Source organism: Streptomyces rugosispiralis (assembly GCF_024505145.1).
Lineage (GTDB): Bacteria > Actinomycetota > Actinomycetes > Streptomycetales > Streptomycetaceae > Streptomyces > Streptomyces rugosispiralis.
On sequence record NZ_JANIAA010000043.1, the window covers coordinates 15,191 to 29,916 of the forward strand.

Annotated in this window: 16 protein-coding genes and 1 tRNA gene; 8 read left to right on the top strand and 9 right to left on the bottom strand. The window is 70.0% G+C overall.

The annotated features are described in order from the left end of the window. Nucleotides 1-8: 8 nt before the first annotated feature. Both NP777_RS39030 and NP777_RS39035 read right to left on the bottom strand, forming a co-directional pair. Nucleotides 9-260 (bottom strand): acyl carrier protein, encoded by a 252-nt coding sequence (locus NP777_RS39030; RefSeq protein WP_020871025.1) that lies wholly within the window; start codon nucleotides 258-260, stop codon nucleotides 9-11. A gap of 312 nt (nucleotides 261-572) precedes the next feature. After that, nucleotides 573-1,322 (bottom strand): helix-turn-helix transcriptional regulator, encoded by a 750-nt coding sequence (locus NP777_RS39035; protein ID WP_256654920.1) that lies wholly within the window; start codon nucleotides 1,320-1,322, stop codon nucleotides 573-575. Between the two features lie 344 nt (nucleotides 1,323-1,666). Here NP777_RS39035 and NP777_RS39040 point away from each other — a divergent pair, with 344 nt between their 5' ends. The 4 genes from NP777_RS39040 (at nucleotide 1,667) to NP777_RS39055 (ending at nucleotide 6,461) form a co-directional block, all read left to right on the top strand. Beyond that, on the top strand, nucleotides 1,667-3,232 hold the full coding sequence (locus tag NP777_RS39040; RefSeq protein WP_256654921.1) for an MFS transporter: 1,566 nt from the start codon (nucleotides 1,667-1,669) through the stop codon (nucleotides 3,230-3,232). Nucleotides 3,233-3,307: 75 nt separating this feature from the next. Continuing rightward, complete coding sequence (locus tag NP777_RS39045) at nucleotides 3,308-4,324, top strand: zinc-dependent alcohol dehydrogenase (protein ID WP_256654922.1); 1,017 nt, start codon at nucleotides 3,308-3,310, stop codon at nucleotides 4,322-4,324. 74 nt (nucleotides 4,325-4,398) lie between these two features. Further along, complete coding sequence (locus NP777_RS39050; RefSeq protein WP_256654923.1) at nucleotides 4,399-5,181, top strand: LLM class F420-dependent oxidoreductase; 783 nt, start codon at nucleotides 4,399-4,401, stop codon at nucleotides 5,179-5,181. Beyond that, nucleotides 5,178-6,461, top strand: coding sequence for an MFS transporter (locus NP777_RS39055; RefSeq protein ID WP_256654924.1), 1,284 nt, complete (start codon nucleotides 5,178-5,180; stop codon nucleotides 6,459-6,461). The genes NP777_RS39050 and NP777_RS39055 overlap by 4 nt, the downstream gene beginning before the upstream one ends. Nucleotides 6,462-6,478: 17 nt before the next feature. Here the strand turns inward: NP777_RS39055 and NP777_RS39060 are convergent, their stop codons facing one another. The 6 genes from NP777_RS39060 to NP777_RS39085 all read right to left on the bottom strand — a co-directional run bounded on the left by NP777_RS39060 (nucleotide 6,479) and on the right by NP777_RS39085 (nucleotide 11,615). Then, nucleotides 6,479-7,531 (bottom strand): ABC transporter substrate-binding protein, encoded by a 1,053-nt coding sequence (locus NP777_RS39060; protein WP_256654925.1) that lies wholly within the window; start codon nucleotides 7,529-7,531, stop codon nucleotides 6,479-6,481. A gap of 26 nt (nucleotides 7,532-7,557) precedes the next feature. After that, nucleotides 7,558-8,121, bottom strand: a complete 564-nt coding sequence (locus NP777_RS39065; RefSeq protein WP_256654975.1) for an ABC transporter permease — start codon at nucleotides 8,119-8,121, stop codon at nucleotides 7,558-7,560. A 488-nt stretch (nucleotides 8,122-8,609) separates the two neighbouring features. Beyond that, nucleotides 8,610-9,485, bottom strand: a complete 876-nt coding sequence (locus NP777_RS39070; RefSeq protein ID WP_256654926.1) for a helix-turn-helix transcriptional regulator — start codon at nucleotides 9,483-9,485, stop codon at nucleotides 8,610-8,612. Between the two features lie 54 nt (nucleotides 9,486-9,539). Beyond that, nucleotides 9,540-10,325: a helix-turn-helix transcriptional regulator gene (locus NP777_RS39075; RefSeq protein ID WP_256654927.1), complete on the bottom strand. Its 786-nt coding sequence runs from the start codon at nucleotides 10,323-10,325 to the stop codon at nucleotides 9,540-9,542. Between the two features lie 389 nt (nucleotides 10,326-10,714). Then, entirely contained in the window at nucleotides 10,715-11,164 is a 450-nt protein-coding gene (locus tag NP777_RS39080; protein WP_256654928.1) for a hypothetical protein, read from the bottom strand. Between the two features lie 49 nt (nucleotides 11,165-11,213). Beyond that, complete coding sequence (locus tag NP777_RS39085) at nucleotides 11,214-11,615, bottom strand: ATP-binding protein (RefSeq protein WP_256654929.1); 402 nt, start codon at nucleotides 11,613-11,615, stop codon at nucleotides 11,214-11,216. 154 nt (nucleotides 11,616-11,769) lie between these two features. On the opposite strand from NP777_RS39085, the gene NP777_RS39090 reads away from it, so the two are divergent. Both NP777_RS39090 and NP777_RS39095 read left to right on the top strand, forming a co-directional pair. Then, nucleotides 11,770-12,654: a DUF5753 domain-containing protein gene (locus NP777_RS39090; protein WP_256654930.1), complete on the top strand. Its 885-nt coding sequence runs from the start codon at nucleotides 11,770-11,772 to the stop codon at nucleotides 12,652-12,654. Between the two features lie 17 nt (nucleotides 12,655-12,671). Continuing rightward, a complete protein-coding gene (locus tag NP777_RS39095; RefSeq protein WP_256654931.1) occupies nucleotides 12,672-12,881 on the top strand; it encodes a DUF397 domain-containing protein in 210 nt (69 codons plus the stop codon). Nucleotides 12,882-12,932: 51 nt separating this feature from the next. Here NP777_RS39095 and NP777_RS39100 read toward each other — a convergent pair whose 3' ends face one another. Next, entirely contained in the window at nucleotides 12,933-13,526 is a 594-nt protein-coding gene (locus tag NP777_RS39100; RefSeq protein ID WP_256654932.1) for a lytic polysaccharide monooxygenase auxiliary activity family 9 protein, read from the bottom strand. Between the two features lie 184 nt (nucleotides 13,527-13,710). Here NP777_RS39100 and NP777_RS39105 point away from each other — a divergent pair. Continuing rightward, nucleotides 13,711-13,784, top strand: a tRNA-Lys gene (locus NP777_RS39105). Between the two features lie 400 nt (nucleotides 13,785-14,184). Then, the gene (locus NP777_RS39110; RefSeq protein ID WP_256654933.1) at nucleotides 14,185-14,712 is read left to right on the top strand and encodes a hypothetical protein; all 528 of its coding nucleotides are present in this window, start codon (nucleotides 14,185-14,187) and stop codon (nucleotides 14,710-14,712) included. The last annotated feature ends 14 nt before the right edge of the window (nucleotides 14,713-14,726 follow it).

The following is a 14,726-nucleotide window of genomic DNA, read 5'->3' on the forward strand; positions in this document are numbered from 1 at the left end:
TCCGGCGGTCACCAGCCCGCCGCGTCGGAGACAACCTCATAGACGCCCCGGAGGTTCACCATCCGGCTGAGTTCGGACTGGTCTATGACAATATTGAAGGTCTTCTCCAATGCCGCGAGTATTTCAATGGCACGCAGTGAATCCGCGTCATGCTCTTCTTTGAAGAGACTGGTCTCGGTGACCTCGTCGGGGTCGATCTCAAGAATATCGGTGACGATTTCCTTGATGGTTTCACGACGCTCTTCGACGATGGCGGTCATTACCGCGCACCTCCATTTTCGGGCATGGGCAAAGCGACGAAGCTTCCGCTGACGCTAGGCGCCGGTCCGGGAGGGGACAACCCCAGAGTCCACTAGCTGTCACGCACCCGATGAACACCAGCGTTCGACTAGTCGGCATGTCATAAAGCTGCAGATGACAGCCGGTTACCCCACGGTCAGAAGATGGAATCTGCAGGAAGCTGCCAGGTCGCCGGCGGACAGAAGCGTGCCAATAACGTTCAAACCGCCAATAACCCGACGGCCGCCCCCGGTGCGACGGTCCGGCCGCCGTCCTGGTGCGCCGACCCACCCCTACTCGGGGTCGGACTCCATCAGCCCGGCGCGCACGGCGCGCACTCCGGCCTGGAACCGCGATTCGACCCGCAGGTCCCGCATGATGTCGGCCACATAGCGACGGTAGGTACGCACCGAAAGGCCGAGCTTGCGCGCCGCGGCGTCGTCCTTGTAGCCCTCCGCCATCAGCGTCAGCACCTCGCGCAGCACCCGGCCGCGCGCACCGCCCTCGAACGACAGCGGCCGCATCGGGCGCTGGGCCGTGTCCCACATGCCGCACAGCAGTTGGTGCAGCATATCGGCCACGGTCGAGTTCTGGATCATCGAGGCGCGGGAGCCACCGGGCTCGCCGGGCGAGGCGTCGGGCACGATGACGGCAGCGCCGTCGACCACCACCAGCTCCTGCCGCACCCCTTCGAAGACGCGCACCTCGAGGCGCGCCACGGTGCCCACCGAGCGCTGCCACGCCGCGCCCCGGATGACCGCGGGCGGGCACAGCATCCGGGTCCTGACCCCCTTGCCCGCCAGCTGGGCGAGCGTCTGCCCGACGAGCCGGGCGTGGTCCTCGCCCGTGACCTCCGGCAGACCCCAGATCACATCCCGCTCGGCGCGCAGCACCAGCCGCGCCACCCACCCGGCCACGGCCTCCCCGTCCACCGGCAGTTCGGCGGACGCCGAGGCCAGCGTGGACCGGCGGTGGTGGTGCACGGCGGACTCCAGGAGGCGTAACGCCTGGCCCAGAGTCTCCTCCAGGTTGTCAGAACCCATGTCCGGCTCCGTTCGAACCGCGCCCCCCGCACCCACCTCCCCGTCAAATCCGTCAATAGGCACTCGCCCATTTGGTTGAATTCCGAAATGGCTCAAAGGACACCCCCGTTCCCTTTCCGGGAACAGTAACGAGCCCCCTGGCACACGGCAAGGAAGATCGTTCCTTATGGGACACTTCCCGCCGGGAAATACCCTCGCGTTCCGGCCACGACACCTCCCCGTGCCGGCAAGGGGCTGCGCCTCCGCTCGGCGGATTGGTAACTTCCTCTAGAGCCAGCACGCCATCCCTTGCCATACGACGCGGACCCCCCACCATGCCTTGGGTCCCGAAAGGCGCCGCCCCCATGGCTGCACAGAACACCGCGACCACCGATGCCACCCAGGCCGGTCCTTCCCACTCCCCCACCGGTCGCCAATGGCTCGCACTTTCGGTGCTCGTCCTGTCCCAACTCGCGGTGTGGCTGGACAACACCGTGCTGAACGTCGCCCTCAAGACCCTGGCCGACCCCACCGAGGGGCTCGGCGCCAGCCCCAATCAGCTCCAGTGGAGCATCAGCTCCTACACCCTGGTCTTCGCGGTGCTGCTGTTCACCGGCGGAGTGCTCGCCGACCGCTACGGCCACCGCCGCTTACTGCTGACCGGCATGGTGCTCTTCGGCGCCGCCTCCGCCTGGGCCGCCTACTCCGGCTCGGCCACCGAACTCATCGTGGCCCGCGGCGCGATGGGCATCGGCAGCGCCCTGATCATGCCGGCGACCCTCGCCCTGATCGCCCAGGTCTTCGACGAGCGGCACCGGGCCACCGCGATCGCCATCTGGTCGGGTTCCAGTGGAATCGCGATCGCCACCGGGCCGATGCTCAGTGGAGTGCTGCTCGACCACTTCTGGTGGGGTTCGGTCTTCCTGGTGAACGTGCCGATCGTGGTGGCGTGCGTGGCGGGATCGTTCGTATTCCTGCCCGGTGTGGTCACCCGGGTGCGGCAGAAGTTCGACCCGCTGGGCGTGGTGCTCTCCACCGCCGGGCTCTTCGCCATCGTCTGGGGCGTCATCGAGGGCGGCCACCGCAACGACTGGACCGACCCGGCCATCGTCGCCTCGCTGGCCGGGGGTGTGCTGCTGGTCGCGGTCTTCGTCCTCGTCGAACTGCGCGTCGCCAACCCCAGCTTCGACGTCCGGCTCTTCCGCGACATCCGCTTCACCGGCGCCAGCGTCGCCGTCATGCTCACGTTCTTCGGGCTCAACGGCTCGATGTACTACACCAGCTTCTATCTCCAGGGCGTCCACGGCCAGACCCCGCTGGAGTGCGGTCTTTCCATCGCCCCGGTCGCCCTCGGCGTACTGCTGGGCGCCCCGCTCTCGGCCAAGCTGGTACGGGCCTACGGGGTGCGCCCGGTCGTCACCGCGGCCATGCTGATCGCCACCACCGGCTTCGTCGCGTACGTCCTCCTCGACGAGCACAGCGGACTGCCGCTGTTCTGGGTCTTCCTCATCCTCCAGGGCCTGGGCATGGGCGCCGCCGTCGCCCCCACCACCGAGGCCATCATGGCGATCCTCCCCGCCGACCGGACCGGCGCGGGCTCCGCCGTCAACAACTCGCTGCGGCAGATCGGCGGCGTCCTCGGAGTGGCGGTCCTCGGCTCGGTCCTGGTCAGCGTCTACCGCGACCGGGTCACCCCGCGCCTGAGCGGGCTGCCGTCCGGCGCCGCCGACAGCGCCGCGGAGTCGCCCGAGGCCACCCGGCTGCTCGGCGCGAAGATGCGGCTGCCCCGGCTGTCGGACATCGCCGACGAGGGGTTCGTCCACGCCATGCACGTGGCCTCCATCGTCGGCGCGGCCGCCGCCGCGGCCGGAGCCCTGATCATCTGGTGGGGCTTCCGCAGGACATCTTCCGGAGCGCGATCCAGCATGTGATCGTTCTTCCTTGCCACCCCGGTCGCTCCGGCATAGCCTCCCGGCACAACATCCATAGCGGGGAAGGCAGTTCACATGCGGACAGCTGTCATCACGGCGGCAGGCCAGGTGGAGACCCGGGAGATACCTGTCCCCGACATCGGTGACTCCGAGGTGCTGGTACGCATCGCGGCCTGCGGCATCTGCACCATGGAGGCCAATCTCTACGCGGGGCGGATGACGGTCTACCCCGCCGCCGCGGGACATGAGATATCCGGCTGGGTCGAGCGGATCGGCGCCAAGGCCGCCGCGCTGGAGGACATGCCCGCCGTCGGCTCCCTCGTCACCCTCGACGGGCTGCCGCGCTGCGGCGCCTGCCGCAGCTGCCGGCGCGGCCAGACCGCCATCTGCGTCGCGCTCCAGGGGCACAAGCGGGAGGACGGCGCGATCACCATGGGCGCCGGGCTCGCCGAGTACATCGCCCTGCCCGCCTCCCGGGTGTGGCCGGCCGGCGACGCCGACCCCGCCGTGGCCGCCATGGGCGAACCGCTGGCCTGTGTGGTCCACTCGCTGCGCCGCGGCGGCTTCCGCGCCGGGGACCGGGTCACCGTCATCGGCGCCGGCTACATGGGCCATCTCCACCTCGCCGTCGCCGCGCGTCTCCAGGCCCGCGGCGTCGCGGCGGTCGAACGGGACGAGCAGCGGCTGGCCGCCATCGCGGCGGCGGGCGCCGATGCGGCCGTCACCCCCGAGGACGTCGGCCAACTGCCGCCCGCGGACGTGGTCATCGTGACCATCGCGTCCAAGGAGGCCATCGCCTCGGCGCTCGCCGCGGTCGCCGACGGCGGCACCATCGTCCTCTACGGCGGCGGCCCCGGCGGCCCGCCCGCCGAGCTCCCCGGCTATGAGGTGCACCGCCGCCAGCTGACCGTCACCGGCTCGTTCAGCCATGAGCCGGACGACTGGCGCGCCGCCGCCGAACTGCTGCGCGGCGGGGAGCTGTCCGGGCGGCTGGAGACGCTGGTCACGGCGCGCTACTCGCTGGACGAGGTCGAGAAGGCGCTCAAGCAGGCCGCGGAGACGCCCGTCTACCGCGTGGTCGTCACGCCGTAGCCGCCCGCGGCGCCCGCCCGCCGCGGGTGCACCGGCATAAAGACCCGAACCGCCAAGAGAAAGGATTCCCCTCCGTGTCCCTGCGCGTAGGCGTCCAACTCCACCCCCAGCACACCGGAATCGCCGAGCTGCGCACCGCGTGGCGGGAGGCCGACGCCATCGGGGTCGACTCGCTGTGGACCTGGGACCACTTCCTGCCGCACACCGGCGACCCCGCCGGGCGCCACTACGAGTGCTGGTCGCTGCTGTCCGCGATGGCGGTCGAGACCCGGCAGGCCACCATCGGGCCCCTGGTGAGCTGCACCGCGTTCCGCAATCCGCATCTGCTGGCGGACATGGCCCGCACCGTCGACCAGCTCAGCGGCGGGCGGCTGGTGCTGGGTCTTGGCGCAGGCTGGTTCGAGGCCGAGCACACCGAGTACGGACTGCCCTTCCCCGGACCGGCCGGGCGCATGGACGCCTTCGCCGCGTCCGTCACCGCCGTCAAGGAGCGGCTGGCCAAGCTCAACCCCGGCCCGGCGGGCCCGCTTCCGCTGCTGATCGGCGGCGCCGGACGGCGGCGCACCCTGGAGCTGGTGGCCCGCGAGGCCGACTGGTGGAACTGGTACGGCTGGGCCTCCGAGGACCCGGTCGCCGAGTTCCGCGAGCTGAGCGGCGTGCTGGACGAGTGGTGCGAACGGGTCGGCCGGGACCCGGGCGCGGTGGCCCGTACGGTGATGGTCAACCCGGACCAGCTACCGCTGGTCGAGGGGTTCGCCGAGGCCGGGGCGGTCCATGTGGTGCTCTCCCTCCCGGCCCCGTACGAGTTCCGCGGGGTCGAGGAGCTGCTCAAGGTGCGGGCCGCGCTCACCTCGTGACGGCCAACCGCGCCACGGCGCCCCGTACGCCCCTGGGGCGCCGCTTCGGCCTGCTCATGGGCGCGCTGCTGCTCTCCAGCCTGGGCAACGGGCTGTGCTTCCCGTTCACCTCGATCTACATCAGCCAGTTGCTGGGGCTCGGTGGCCGGGCGGCGGGCGGCTACTTCATCGCGATGGCCGCGGCCAGCTTCGCCGCCGCCCTGGCCGGCGGACCGCTGGCCGACCGGGGCAGCCCGCACCGGGTGGGCGCGCTGGGCGGCGCGGCGCTCGCGGTCGGTTACGCCCTGCTGGCACCGGCCGGTTCGGTGGCGCTGGTGCTCGCCTCGGGGGTGTGCGTCGGGGCGGGCTTCGGGCTCTTCTACGCCTCCATCGTGGGCATCGTGGACACCGCCGTCCCCGGGAACGGCCGCCGCTCGGCCTTCGCCATCCGGCACATCGTCAACAACGCCGGGATCGGGCTGGGCTCGGTCGTGGCCGGGCTGGCGCTGCACGGCGCGGCCACCCCGGTCGGGGCGCTGCGCTGGCTGTACCTGGCCAATGGGCTGGCGGCGCTGCCGCTGATCGCGGTGATCCTGGGCGTACGGCCCCGGCGGCGGGAGCGGCACGAGTCGGCGGAGCCATCCGAGGGAGCAGAGCCGTCCGGGGCCGGGCCGACCTATCGCACCCTGCTGCGAACCCGCCCGATGGCGCTGCTGATCCTGGCCCAGGCGCTCTTCGCGATCGTCGGCTTCACCCAGATCGAGGCGACCGTACCGCTGCTGATGCACGACCGCATGGCGGTCACGCTGGGCTGGGTCAGCGCCGTGGTGGCGGCCAACTCCTTCGCCCTGATCGTCCTGCAGCCGCTGCTCCGCCGCCGGCTGGAACGGCTGCCGGAGACCGTGAGCCTGGCCGCCGGTCCGGTGCTGTGGACCGGGGCGTTCGGCTGCGGTCTGGGCGCGGCGCTGGCCGGGGAGGCGGCCCCGGCCGCCGTGCGGTACGGACTGCTGCTGGCGTTCGCGGTGATCTTCGCGGCGGGCGAGCTGATGTACTCCTCCGCCTTCTACCCGCTGCTGCTGCGCTGGTCGGGCGAGGCGGTGGGCCGGGCGAGCGCCCTGGCGTCACTGGCCTGGAACCTGGGCACCGCCTCCGGCCCACCCATCGGGCTGTTCGTCGTGGCCAACGCCTCGGCCACGGGCGGCTGGCTGGCCCTCGCACTGGGCGCGGCGGCCGCGTTCACCGTGGCCGCCGCGCTGCACCCCTTTTCAGGGCTCACTCACCGGACGACGGGCAGCACCTGACCACCCGCCGAACCGGGCTATGACTTGGGCAGATACGACGTGTCGTAGGCGTCCTCGGGTGTGACGCTCTTCTCCAGAAGCCCCTGGTCGTACATGAAGTCGGCCATCCGGGTCCAGGTCTGCGGGTCGATCGCGCCCAGCTCGCCCGAGTCGTTCTTCATCAGCGGCGCCGTGGCCTTGAGCACCGCGCGGGCGTTGTTCCGCTGCTTCTCGCCGCGCAGTCCCGGGACGTACTTCTCGCTGAGCTTGATGGCCTCGTCCTGGTGGTCGATCGCATAGCGCAATCCGCGCAAAGACGCGTCGACGAACTTCTTGATGTCGCCGCCGCGCTTGTCGAGCGTCTTCTTCTTGGCGCCGAGACCCACACCGACCAGCTGATCCCCCGCCGAACCCGAGTTGAGGGTTATCGACCGGACCTCCTTGCCCGCCTCCTTGAACGAGACGGCGTCATTGTTCAGATAGCCCATCACCCCCTCGACCTTGTTTCCGGTGAGGGCCGCCTGCTGGGTGAAGCCGATATTCTGTACCTTGGCGTCCTTGGTGGAAAGGCCGCCCTCCTTCAGAAGCGCCAGCAAACCGAAATAGGTCTCGCCGAAGGCACCGGGGGTGCCGATCTTCCGGCCCTTGAGGTCGGCGGGGGTCCGGATCTCGGATTCCTTGGGCACGATCAGCCCCACCGGGTATTTCTGGTAAAAGGTGGCGATGTCCACGACGGGCACATTCTTGGCACGCGCCTGAAGCATCTCGTCGCCGCCCGCGTAGATCACATCTTCCTTGCCCGATGTGAGAGCCCCGAAGAGATCTTCGGCCGCGCCGTGGTGGCGCAGCGTCACATTGAGTCCGGCGTCCTTGTAGTAGCCCTTTTCGGCGGCCACATAGAACGGCGAGAACTGGATGTTGGGGGTGTAGGTCAGCCCCACCGTAATGCTTGCGCCGCCCTTGGCCCCCGTGTTCTTCGGCTCCTCGGCGCATGAGGTCAAAGTGGCCAGCGCCAGCACCGAGGCGAGGGCGGCCGCGCCCGTGACCCGATGTCTGTGGGCACGCCTCATGGACGTCTGCACGAAACGCACGTACTTCTCCTCTTGGGTGAAAGTTGTCAGTCGCGCTGAACGAGCCGCTCGACCAGGCGGACCACTCCGTACGAGACGGCGGCGAGAAGGCCGAGCATGACGAGCGTCGAGAACAGTCCGATGGTGTCGGCCTCCTGGCGCTGCACCGACAGCAGCTGTCCCAGTCCGTCGCCGCCCATCACGAACTCACCGACGACCGCGCCGGTGATGGAGAGCGTGAGGCCGTTGCGCACCCCCGCGAGGACGCTGGGCAGGGCGAGCGGAAACTCGATGTACCAGAGCATCCCCCACCACCCCACCCCGTCCACCCGCGCGGCCCCCATCACATCGGGGTCCAGCGAACGCAGCCCCAGCACGGTGTTGACGAGGATGGGGAAGAAGACCAGCAGCGCGCAGAGGACCGCGATGGGCAGCAGTCCGTACCCGATCCACAGGGCCAGCAGCGGGGCGAGCGCCACCGCGGGCATGGCCTGCGAGGCGGCCACATACGGCTGGAGGGCCGCCGCGGCGATCTCGCTGCGGGCGATCAGATAGCCCAGCGGCAGCGCCACTCCGATGCCGATACCGCTGCCCGCCAGCGCTTCCCACACCGTCTCCTCGGTGTAGTCGACGAGATCACCGTGGAACACGTCGTCGAGGAATTGCCGTGCGAGGTCCAGCGGAGCCGGAAGATAGAACTCCGCAACGGCGCCGGTCCGGGTCACGATGTCCCAGACGACAAGCAGCAACAGCCCGAATACCAGCGGCGGCAGCACACTCCGGGCCAGCGTTCCGCGCCGGTCGGCGAGAGTCGCGCCGGATGCCGCTCCGGTCATTTTCCGGCCGGTCCCAGGCCGTGACTTCTCACCATTTCCGCCGCCGTCGCCGGTCTTTCGCCCATGTCCCGGTCGGGGTGAATGCGGCCCGTCCGCGGTCGACTCGCCGTCCGCGCCCGCCGTGGCGGTCGCGCCCCTTCCGTGCCCTTCGGTCATCCCCAAATCCCCTTGCATTACCGGCTGTTGCCAGATCTCGGCACGCCCGCAGGCAACCTATCGCCAGCACGCTCCGGATCACAATGTCGATGGGGAAAACGAAATAATCATGCGGAACTATTTCCAAGGATGCCGAGCTCGGTGGCGCGCACCCCGGCCTGGAAACGGGAGTTGGCCTCCAGCAGCTCCAGGATCCCGGTGACATAGCGGCGGTACGTGCGCACCGAGATCGCCAGATCGCGGGCGGCCGCCTCGTCGGTGACCCCGTCGCGCAGCCGGGCCAGCACCCGGCGGACCATTTCGGTGCGGGCGCGGTTGCCGAAGTCGAGCGGGCGGGCGGCGGGCACGGCGCCGCCCCAGATGGAGCGGAACATGCCGTACAGGGTGGCCACCACCACCGGGTCCTCGATGACCGAGGTCTGCCGCCCCTCCTCGGCCTCGGTGCACACCAGGGCGGTACGGCCGTCGGCGATCACCGCCGTGGGCAGCGGCACCGACGCGATCCGCACCTGCGCGGGGTGGGCGGCCGGGGCGGCGCCGGGCGCCTCGGCGGGCGGCACGGGCCCGGGGATGGGCCGCGGTACGGGCCCCGAGGGCGCCGTTCCCGCGGCGGCGGCCCCGGAAGCAGACCCGGCCGAACCGGAGCCAGGGGCGGCTCTGCCGCGCAGCACCCGCACCCCGACCGGCTCGCCGAGGTCCGTGAGCAGCGCGCCGAGCGCGGCCTGCACCGGCGCCATCCGGGACGAGCACTCGGGGAAGACGGCGTCCACGCTCCGCCCCGCCTGGCCGATCACCTCCTCGGCGGCGGCGAGGAACGCGGCGTCCTCGACCCCCACCTCGGTGAACCGCGCGTCCCGGGCCCGCCGGGCGCGGTGCTGGACCACCGTGGACTCAATGAGGTCCCGTACCTCCCGCAGCGCCCCCTCCAGGGTGTCCCCCGCGAGCGCGGCCTCCGGTCCAGGATCGCGTCCGCGCTCCATCATGTCGATATTCCCGCACTTTCCGCCTCGTGACGTGGTCAAGGTCTCGAGCGCCGTTCAGTGACGGCTGGGCAGCAGCCCCATCTCCACCGCCCGCACCCCCGCCTGGAAGCGGGAGTTGGCCCCCAGTTCGCGCATGATCTCCGCCACGTACCGGCGGTAGGTGCGCAAGGAGACCTGCATCTGGCGCGCCGCCACCTCATCGGTGTGGCCGGTGCGCAGACACTCCAGGATCCGCCGTACGGAGTCCGGGCACAACCGCCCGCCCAGCCGCGGATAGTCCGCGAGCGCCACGGCGTTCCCCCAGGTCCCGGCGAACATCATCTCCAGGGCCCGCACCGTGGCGGGGTCCTCGACGAGCGACGCCTGCCCCGGGCCCCGCCCCGGCTCCGACGGCCCCCTTCTGAGGTAGACCACCTCGCCATCGATGAGCAGCGCCTCGGGCAGCGCGGGCAGCCCGCCGTCGCAGATCCGGATCTCGCACCGCGGATCGGTGCGCGCCAGCGCCCGTACCGCCCCCGAGGCCAGCACCGGCTCCTCGCACAACATCCGTACGACGACGGCGCGCCGGGCTCCCCTGACCGGGCGGGCGAGGGCGGCGCAGACGGCCCGCGTCTGCTCCTCGTCCCCCGACAGCACCACGCCGACGGTCCGCTCGGCACAGTCGACCAATGTGTCGACGACCTCGGCGAGCGGCACCTTCCCCAGAGCCGTCCCCGCCCAGGAGTCCTGGGCCAGCTCCCTTCGGTGCCGGGTGACCGTCGACTCGATCAGGTCACGGGCGGCCAGCAGCGCGTGCTCGACATAGTCGATGGCGCCTGACGAGGGAGTCTCCGTGCTCATGGGAGAAGGCTCGGACACCCTCACAAGACCAACCATGACTTCCCCTGCCGGGTGACAGTGACCTGGTTATGCGAATACCGGCCTGATTCTCGTCAATTTCCCTGCCCCGAAATGCGCGGGCAGCATTGTGCGAAATCCATGACGACACTAATTCGCACACAGCGACCGCGTCAACGCGGGGCGTGAGGTAAAGAGTTGACAAAACGGCGCACGGCGCCGCGCGTCATGGTGTCGCACCACCGATGCGCCGGGGCGCGTGTCCACAAGTTACCGGCGAGTGCACCTTCCGGACCCGCGGAGACTACGGACCGCAGCGATACGACGCCGTTCGGCGACGCGGAGTGGGGGCTGATGTCCGGTTACTGCCAACTCGGCACCGCCGATCGGCATCAACCGAAGCTGATCGGCCCCTGGAAGTCCCGCCCCTGGATGACCGGGCCGGTGATACGGGCGTTGCCCCCGATGGAGTTGTGCACGGTACCCGGCTCCCGGGCCGCCTCGCCGTGCTCGCGCATCCAGGCCGTCAGGTCACGGCCGAACTCCGGGTCCCGCCGGGCCCGTTCGACCAGCAGATCGGCCAACTGGCGCAGCCGCGCGGCATCGTCGTACGGAATCGCCACCGGATCCGGACCACCCGGCTCCGGACCACCCGGCTCCGGACCACCCGGATCCGGACCACCCGGCTCCGGCTCCCCGGCCGGTTCGGCATCGCCCCGCCGCAGCACCCTGCGGACCAGCGTGCCGAAGGACTCCAGGGCCCGCCGCCCGGCCTCGCCTCCGGCGCCCGAGACCGCCGCGTTCACCGCCGCGACCAGCGCACCCGTCGTCACCGGATCCATGACCCGCCCCCTGCCGCATGTCGGGGCTCCACGCTACCGGCGCCGCCGGTCACGGTTCCACCGACTCCGCGTGGAGGGTGAACCAGACCGTCTTGCCGGTCGGGGTGAGATCCGTGCCCCAGTCATGGGCGGTCTTGCTCAGCAGGAACATCCCCCGGCCGCTCTCGGAGAGGAAGTCCGGCTCCTTGACCACCGGCAGCGCGGACTCGGTGTCGCTGACCGCCGCGTGGATCCCGTGCGGAAGGTTCTCCAGGGTGAGGACGCATTCGGGAGAGGCCGCGTGCTTGTGGACATTGGACAGCAACTCGGTGACGCACATACCCGCCGCGCTGATCAGTTCCTCACGCCCCCACAGCCGCAGTCGCGCCCCGACGGCACGCCGTATGTCGGCGAGTATCCGGGGATGGGCACGGAGGCGCAGTTCGTATCGCTGCGAGATGTTCTCAGCCATATGCTCCGGGGCCCCTCCAAAGCACGACGCGCTGCCGTGTCCCCTAGCGATCCTGGCCTATGGAACGTCCCACTCGCAATGTTTCGACCCACTCGCACAAGACTGGCATATGCCTGGCTGGTAGGCGTAGTTGGCAATACGACAGACTGGCGACATGTCCTACCAGCCAGTGCCCACCGTTCGGCGCAGGCGCCTGGGCTCCACGCTACGGAAACTACGCACCGAAGCGGGGATGACACTGGACGCGGCGGCCGACGCACTCAATGCGGCTGCGAACGGATCGTCCGACGCCCGCCGCTGGACGGCGCCGAAGCTCTCCCGGATCGAGAACGCCAACGCCACCATTCGCACCAGCGAGGTCGAGACCCTGCTGCGGGCCTACGCCGTCACCGACCCCAACACCCGTATCGCCCTGGAGGGACTGGCCAAGGACGCGGGCAAACGCGGCTGGTGGCAGACCTACCGCGGCGTCGTGGGCCCCGCCTACGCCGACTACATCTCGCTGGAGAGCGACGCGGAGAGCGTCCGCGACTACGCCTCACTGGTGGTCCCCGGTCTGCTCCAGACGGCCGACTACGCCCGCGAGACCATCGCGGCGAACGCCGTGGCCCGAACCGCCTCCGAGGTCGACGCCCTCGCCGAGGTGCGCCTGGCCCGCCAGGCCGTTCTCACCCGCTCCTGCCATCCGCTGCGGCTGTGGGCCGTCATCCATGAGGCCGCGCTGCGCCGCAGGTTCACCGGTCGGCCCGGCATCATGGCCGCTCAGCTGAAGCGGCTGCTGGACGTGGCGGACTGGCCCACGGTCACGCTGCAGGTGATGCCGATCGACGCGGCGCCCAACCCCGGGGACGCGGGAGCGTTCACACTCGTGGCCTTCCCCGGCCCGATGCCGGATGTGGTCACCCAGGAGAACCTGCGCGGCCCCACATACGTCGAAGGAGTCGACGACGTCAACGTCTTCGCCGACGCCTTCGGCCATATCGTGGACCGCGCGCTGTCCACGGATGCGACGAAGGCCCTCATCGCTGGTCTGGTATGAGAAAGAGGGCCCCACATATGAACACCTCTGCAATGACCGCGCATCGCCACCTCCACTGGCGCAAGTCCTCCTACTCCGTGGGCGAGGGACAGTGCGTCGAGGTCGCCGCCGCCGGCGGCCGCGTCCGGCTGCGGGAGAGCGACGACCCCGGCACCGTCCTGACCACCGTGCCGGCGGTGCTCGCCGCCTTCGTCCGGAGCGCCAAGGCGGGCGTGTTCGACGCCTGATCGCATGACGACGGTGTGGTGCCGCCCCGGGGCGGCACCACACCAGCGACGTCAGAACTGGACGTCCGAGCAGGCGTAGAAGGCGTTCGAGGTGTCCGCGATGGTCCACACGGCGAGGATCACGTGTCTGCCGGTCTTACCGCTCGGGATGGTCCCCGAGTGGGAGAGCGTGGACGGCGGACGCTGGCCGTTGTACGGAACGGTCAGGAAGGGCTGGGAATCCAGGCTCGCACGGGTCAGCTTCTGGCTGGGGTTCCAGCCGTTCTTGGTGATGTAGTACTTGAAGTCCGTGGTCGCGTGGGAGGCCGTGAACCGCCAGTTGAAGGTGTAGCTCCGGCCGGCGGTCAGCTTGGTCGTGGGCCAGTTGCCGCCCCGCGGGTCGTCGAGCTGCGAGAACCGGCTGTTGCCACCCGCGCAGATGGTGCCGTCCGCGGGACCGCCCGACGGGAAGCCCTTCGGGCCCTCGACGCTCTGGGGCTCGTACTGGATGTCGCCGCAGCCCGTCACCGTGCCGTTGGCGCACAACTTCTGGCGGCTGATGGGCGAGTCGGTGTAGCCGTGACTGGAGGCGCTGCCGCCGGTCGCGAGGACGGAAATCGCCGCGAGACCGATGCCGATGAAGGCGGCGCTGATCTTCTTGCGCATGCTTCGCTCCTGAAGACGTGGGGAGTGCTTCGACGAGCCGTGCACGGCGGTCTAGACCAAGTGTGAGAGTATCCAGGGCCAATGGTCATGTCCATACCAATGGCGCAAGGTGGACGCCGGGTGGACGGACCCTGACGGCGCCCTGAGCACCCTCCCGGGTCGGGTAGAATGTCCGTGTCAGCATGCGCCGCTAGCTCAGTTGGTTAGAGCAGCTGACTCTTAATCAGCGGGTCCGGGGTTCGAGTCCCTGGCGGCGCACCTTGGCTTACGCCACTGACCTGGGGCTTCTCGGTTCTCCGAGAAGCCCCAGTCGCTTTTCGGGGGTGCGCGGCGGCCTTCCCGGCCGCCCTGACGCCCGTTCCCCGAGTCCGGAGATAGTGACCAGGGACACATCTCAACCCTCTGTATACCGAGCTCATTGCACATGAGTCGCTTTATCCACCCATTGGGGACGCACCCGATACCTCCTCCGTGACGACCCGCCACCGGAGGGCCAGGCTCCGCTCCCCCGACTTGTCTAGACCCCTTGTCCAGGGTCATGACCAGCCCATACATTCCGTGCGACCACAGCGCAGAAAGCGCTTGTCATCGCGTTCGGGCCCTGGGGAGGGGCCCCGCGTTCTTCGCTCTCATCAGCCTTCACGGGAGGGGTACGTCCATGTCCACGATCCTCAGATCCACCCTCGGTGCCGCCCTCGCCTCCGCCGCGGCCGCCGTCCTCACCCTGACCGCGCCCCAGGCCTCCGCCGCCGAGCGCCCCGCGGCGGCCGACGTCAAGGTGTCCCCGCTGGCATCGGCCGAGACCAAGGCGTTCGCCAAGGCCAACCCCGGGCCCACCGCGGCCGCCGCGACCGTGTGCGGCACCGGCTACACGCTGAACAAGGTCATTCCGCTGCCCGAGGGCACCGACCCGAACATGCGCCTGGCCACGCTGTTCAGCTACACCAACAGCGGCAAGGGCTGCGCGATCATGGACAACAACTACGGCGCCTCGCAGTACATGTACCTCAAGGTCTGCAAGGTGGACGGCACCGGCTGCGACACCGACTCGGGCAACTTCAGCGAGTACGCCGGCCCGGTCTACGTCTCCAGCCTCGCCTGCGCCCCGGTGACCGCCAAGATGGGCAAGACCTCCAGCAGCCTCTACATCAACTACAAGTCCGACTACGTCTTCGCGTGCAACTGACCCCCGTCACTCGG

Excerpts from the sequence above, each read along its gene's own strand:
- NP777_RS39030 (WP_020871025.1), bottom strand. The coding sequence starts at position 260 with ATGACCGCCATCGTCGAAGAGCGTCGTGAAACCATCAAGGAAATCGTC.
- NP777_RS39035 (WP_256654920.1), bottom strand. The coding sequence starts at position 1,322 with ATGGGTTCTGACAACCTGGAGGAGACTCTGGGCCAGGCGTTACGCCTC.
- NP777_RS39040 (WP_256654921.1), top strand. The coding sequence starts at position 1,667 with ATGGCTGCACAGAACACCGCGACCACCGATGCCACCCAGGCCGGTCCT.
- NP777_RS39045 (WP_256654922.1), top strand. The coding sequence starts at position 3,308 with ATGCGGACAGCTGTCATCACGGCGGCAGGCCAGGTGGAGACCCGGGAG.
- NP777_RS39070 (WP_256654926.1), bottom strand. The coding sequence starts at position 9,485 with ATGATGGAGCGCGGACGCGATCCTGGACCGGAGGCCGCGCTCGCGGGG.
- NP777_RS39075 (WP_256654927.1), bottom strand. The coding sequence starts at position 10,325 with ATGAGCACGGAGACTCCCTCGTCAGGCGCCATCGACTATGTCGAGCAC.
- NP777_RS39080 (WP_256654928.1), bottom strand. The coding sequence starts at position 11,164 with ATGGATCCGGTGACGACGGGTGCGCTGGTCGCGGCGGTGAACGCGGCG.
- NP777_RS39085 (WP_256654929.1), bottom strand. The coding sequence starts at position 11,615 with ATGGCTGAGAACATCTCGCAGCGATACGAACTGCGCCTCCGTGCCCAT.
- NP777_RS39090 (WP_256654930.1), top strand. The coding sequence starts at position 11,770 with ATGTCCTACCAGCCAGTGCCCACCGTTCGGCGCAGGCGCCTGGGCTCC.
- NP777_RS39095 (WP_256654931.1), top strand. The coding sequence starts at position 12,672 with ATGAACACCTCTGCAATGACCGCGCATCGCCACCTCCACTGGCGCAAG.
- NP777_RS39100 (WP_256654932.1), bottom strand. The coding sequence starts at position 13,526 with ATGCGCAAGAAGATCAGCGCCGCCTTCATCGGCATCGGTCTCGCGGCG.
- NP777_RS39110 (WP_256654933.1), top strand. The coding sequence starts at position 14,185 with ATGTCCACGATCCTCAGATCCACCCTCGGTGCCGCCCTCGCCTCCGCC.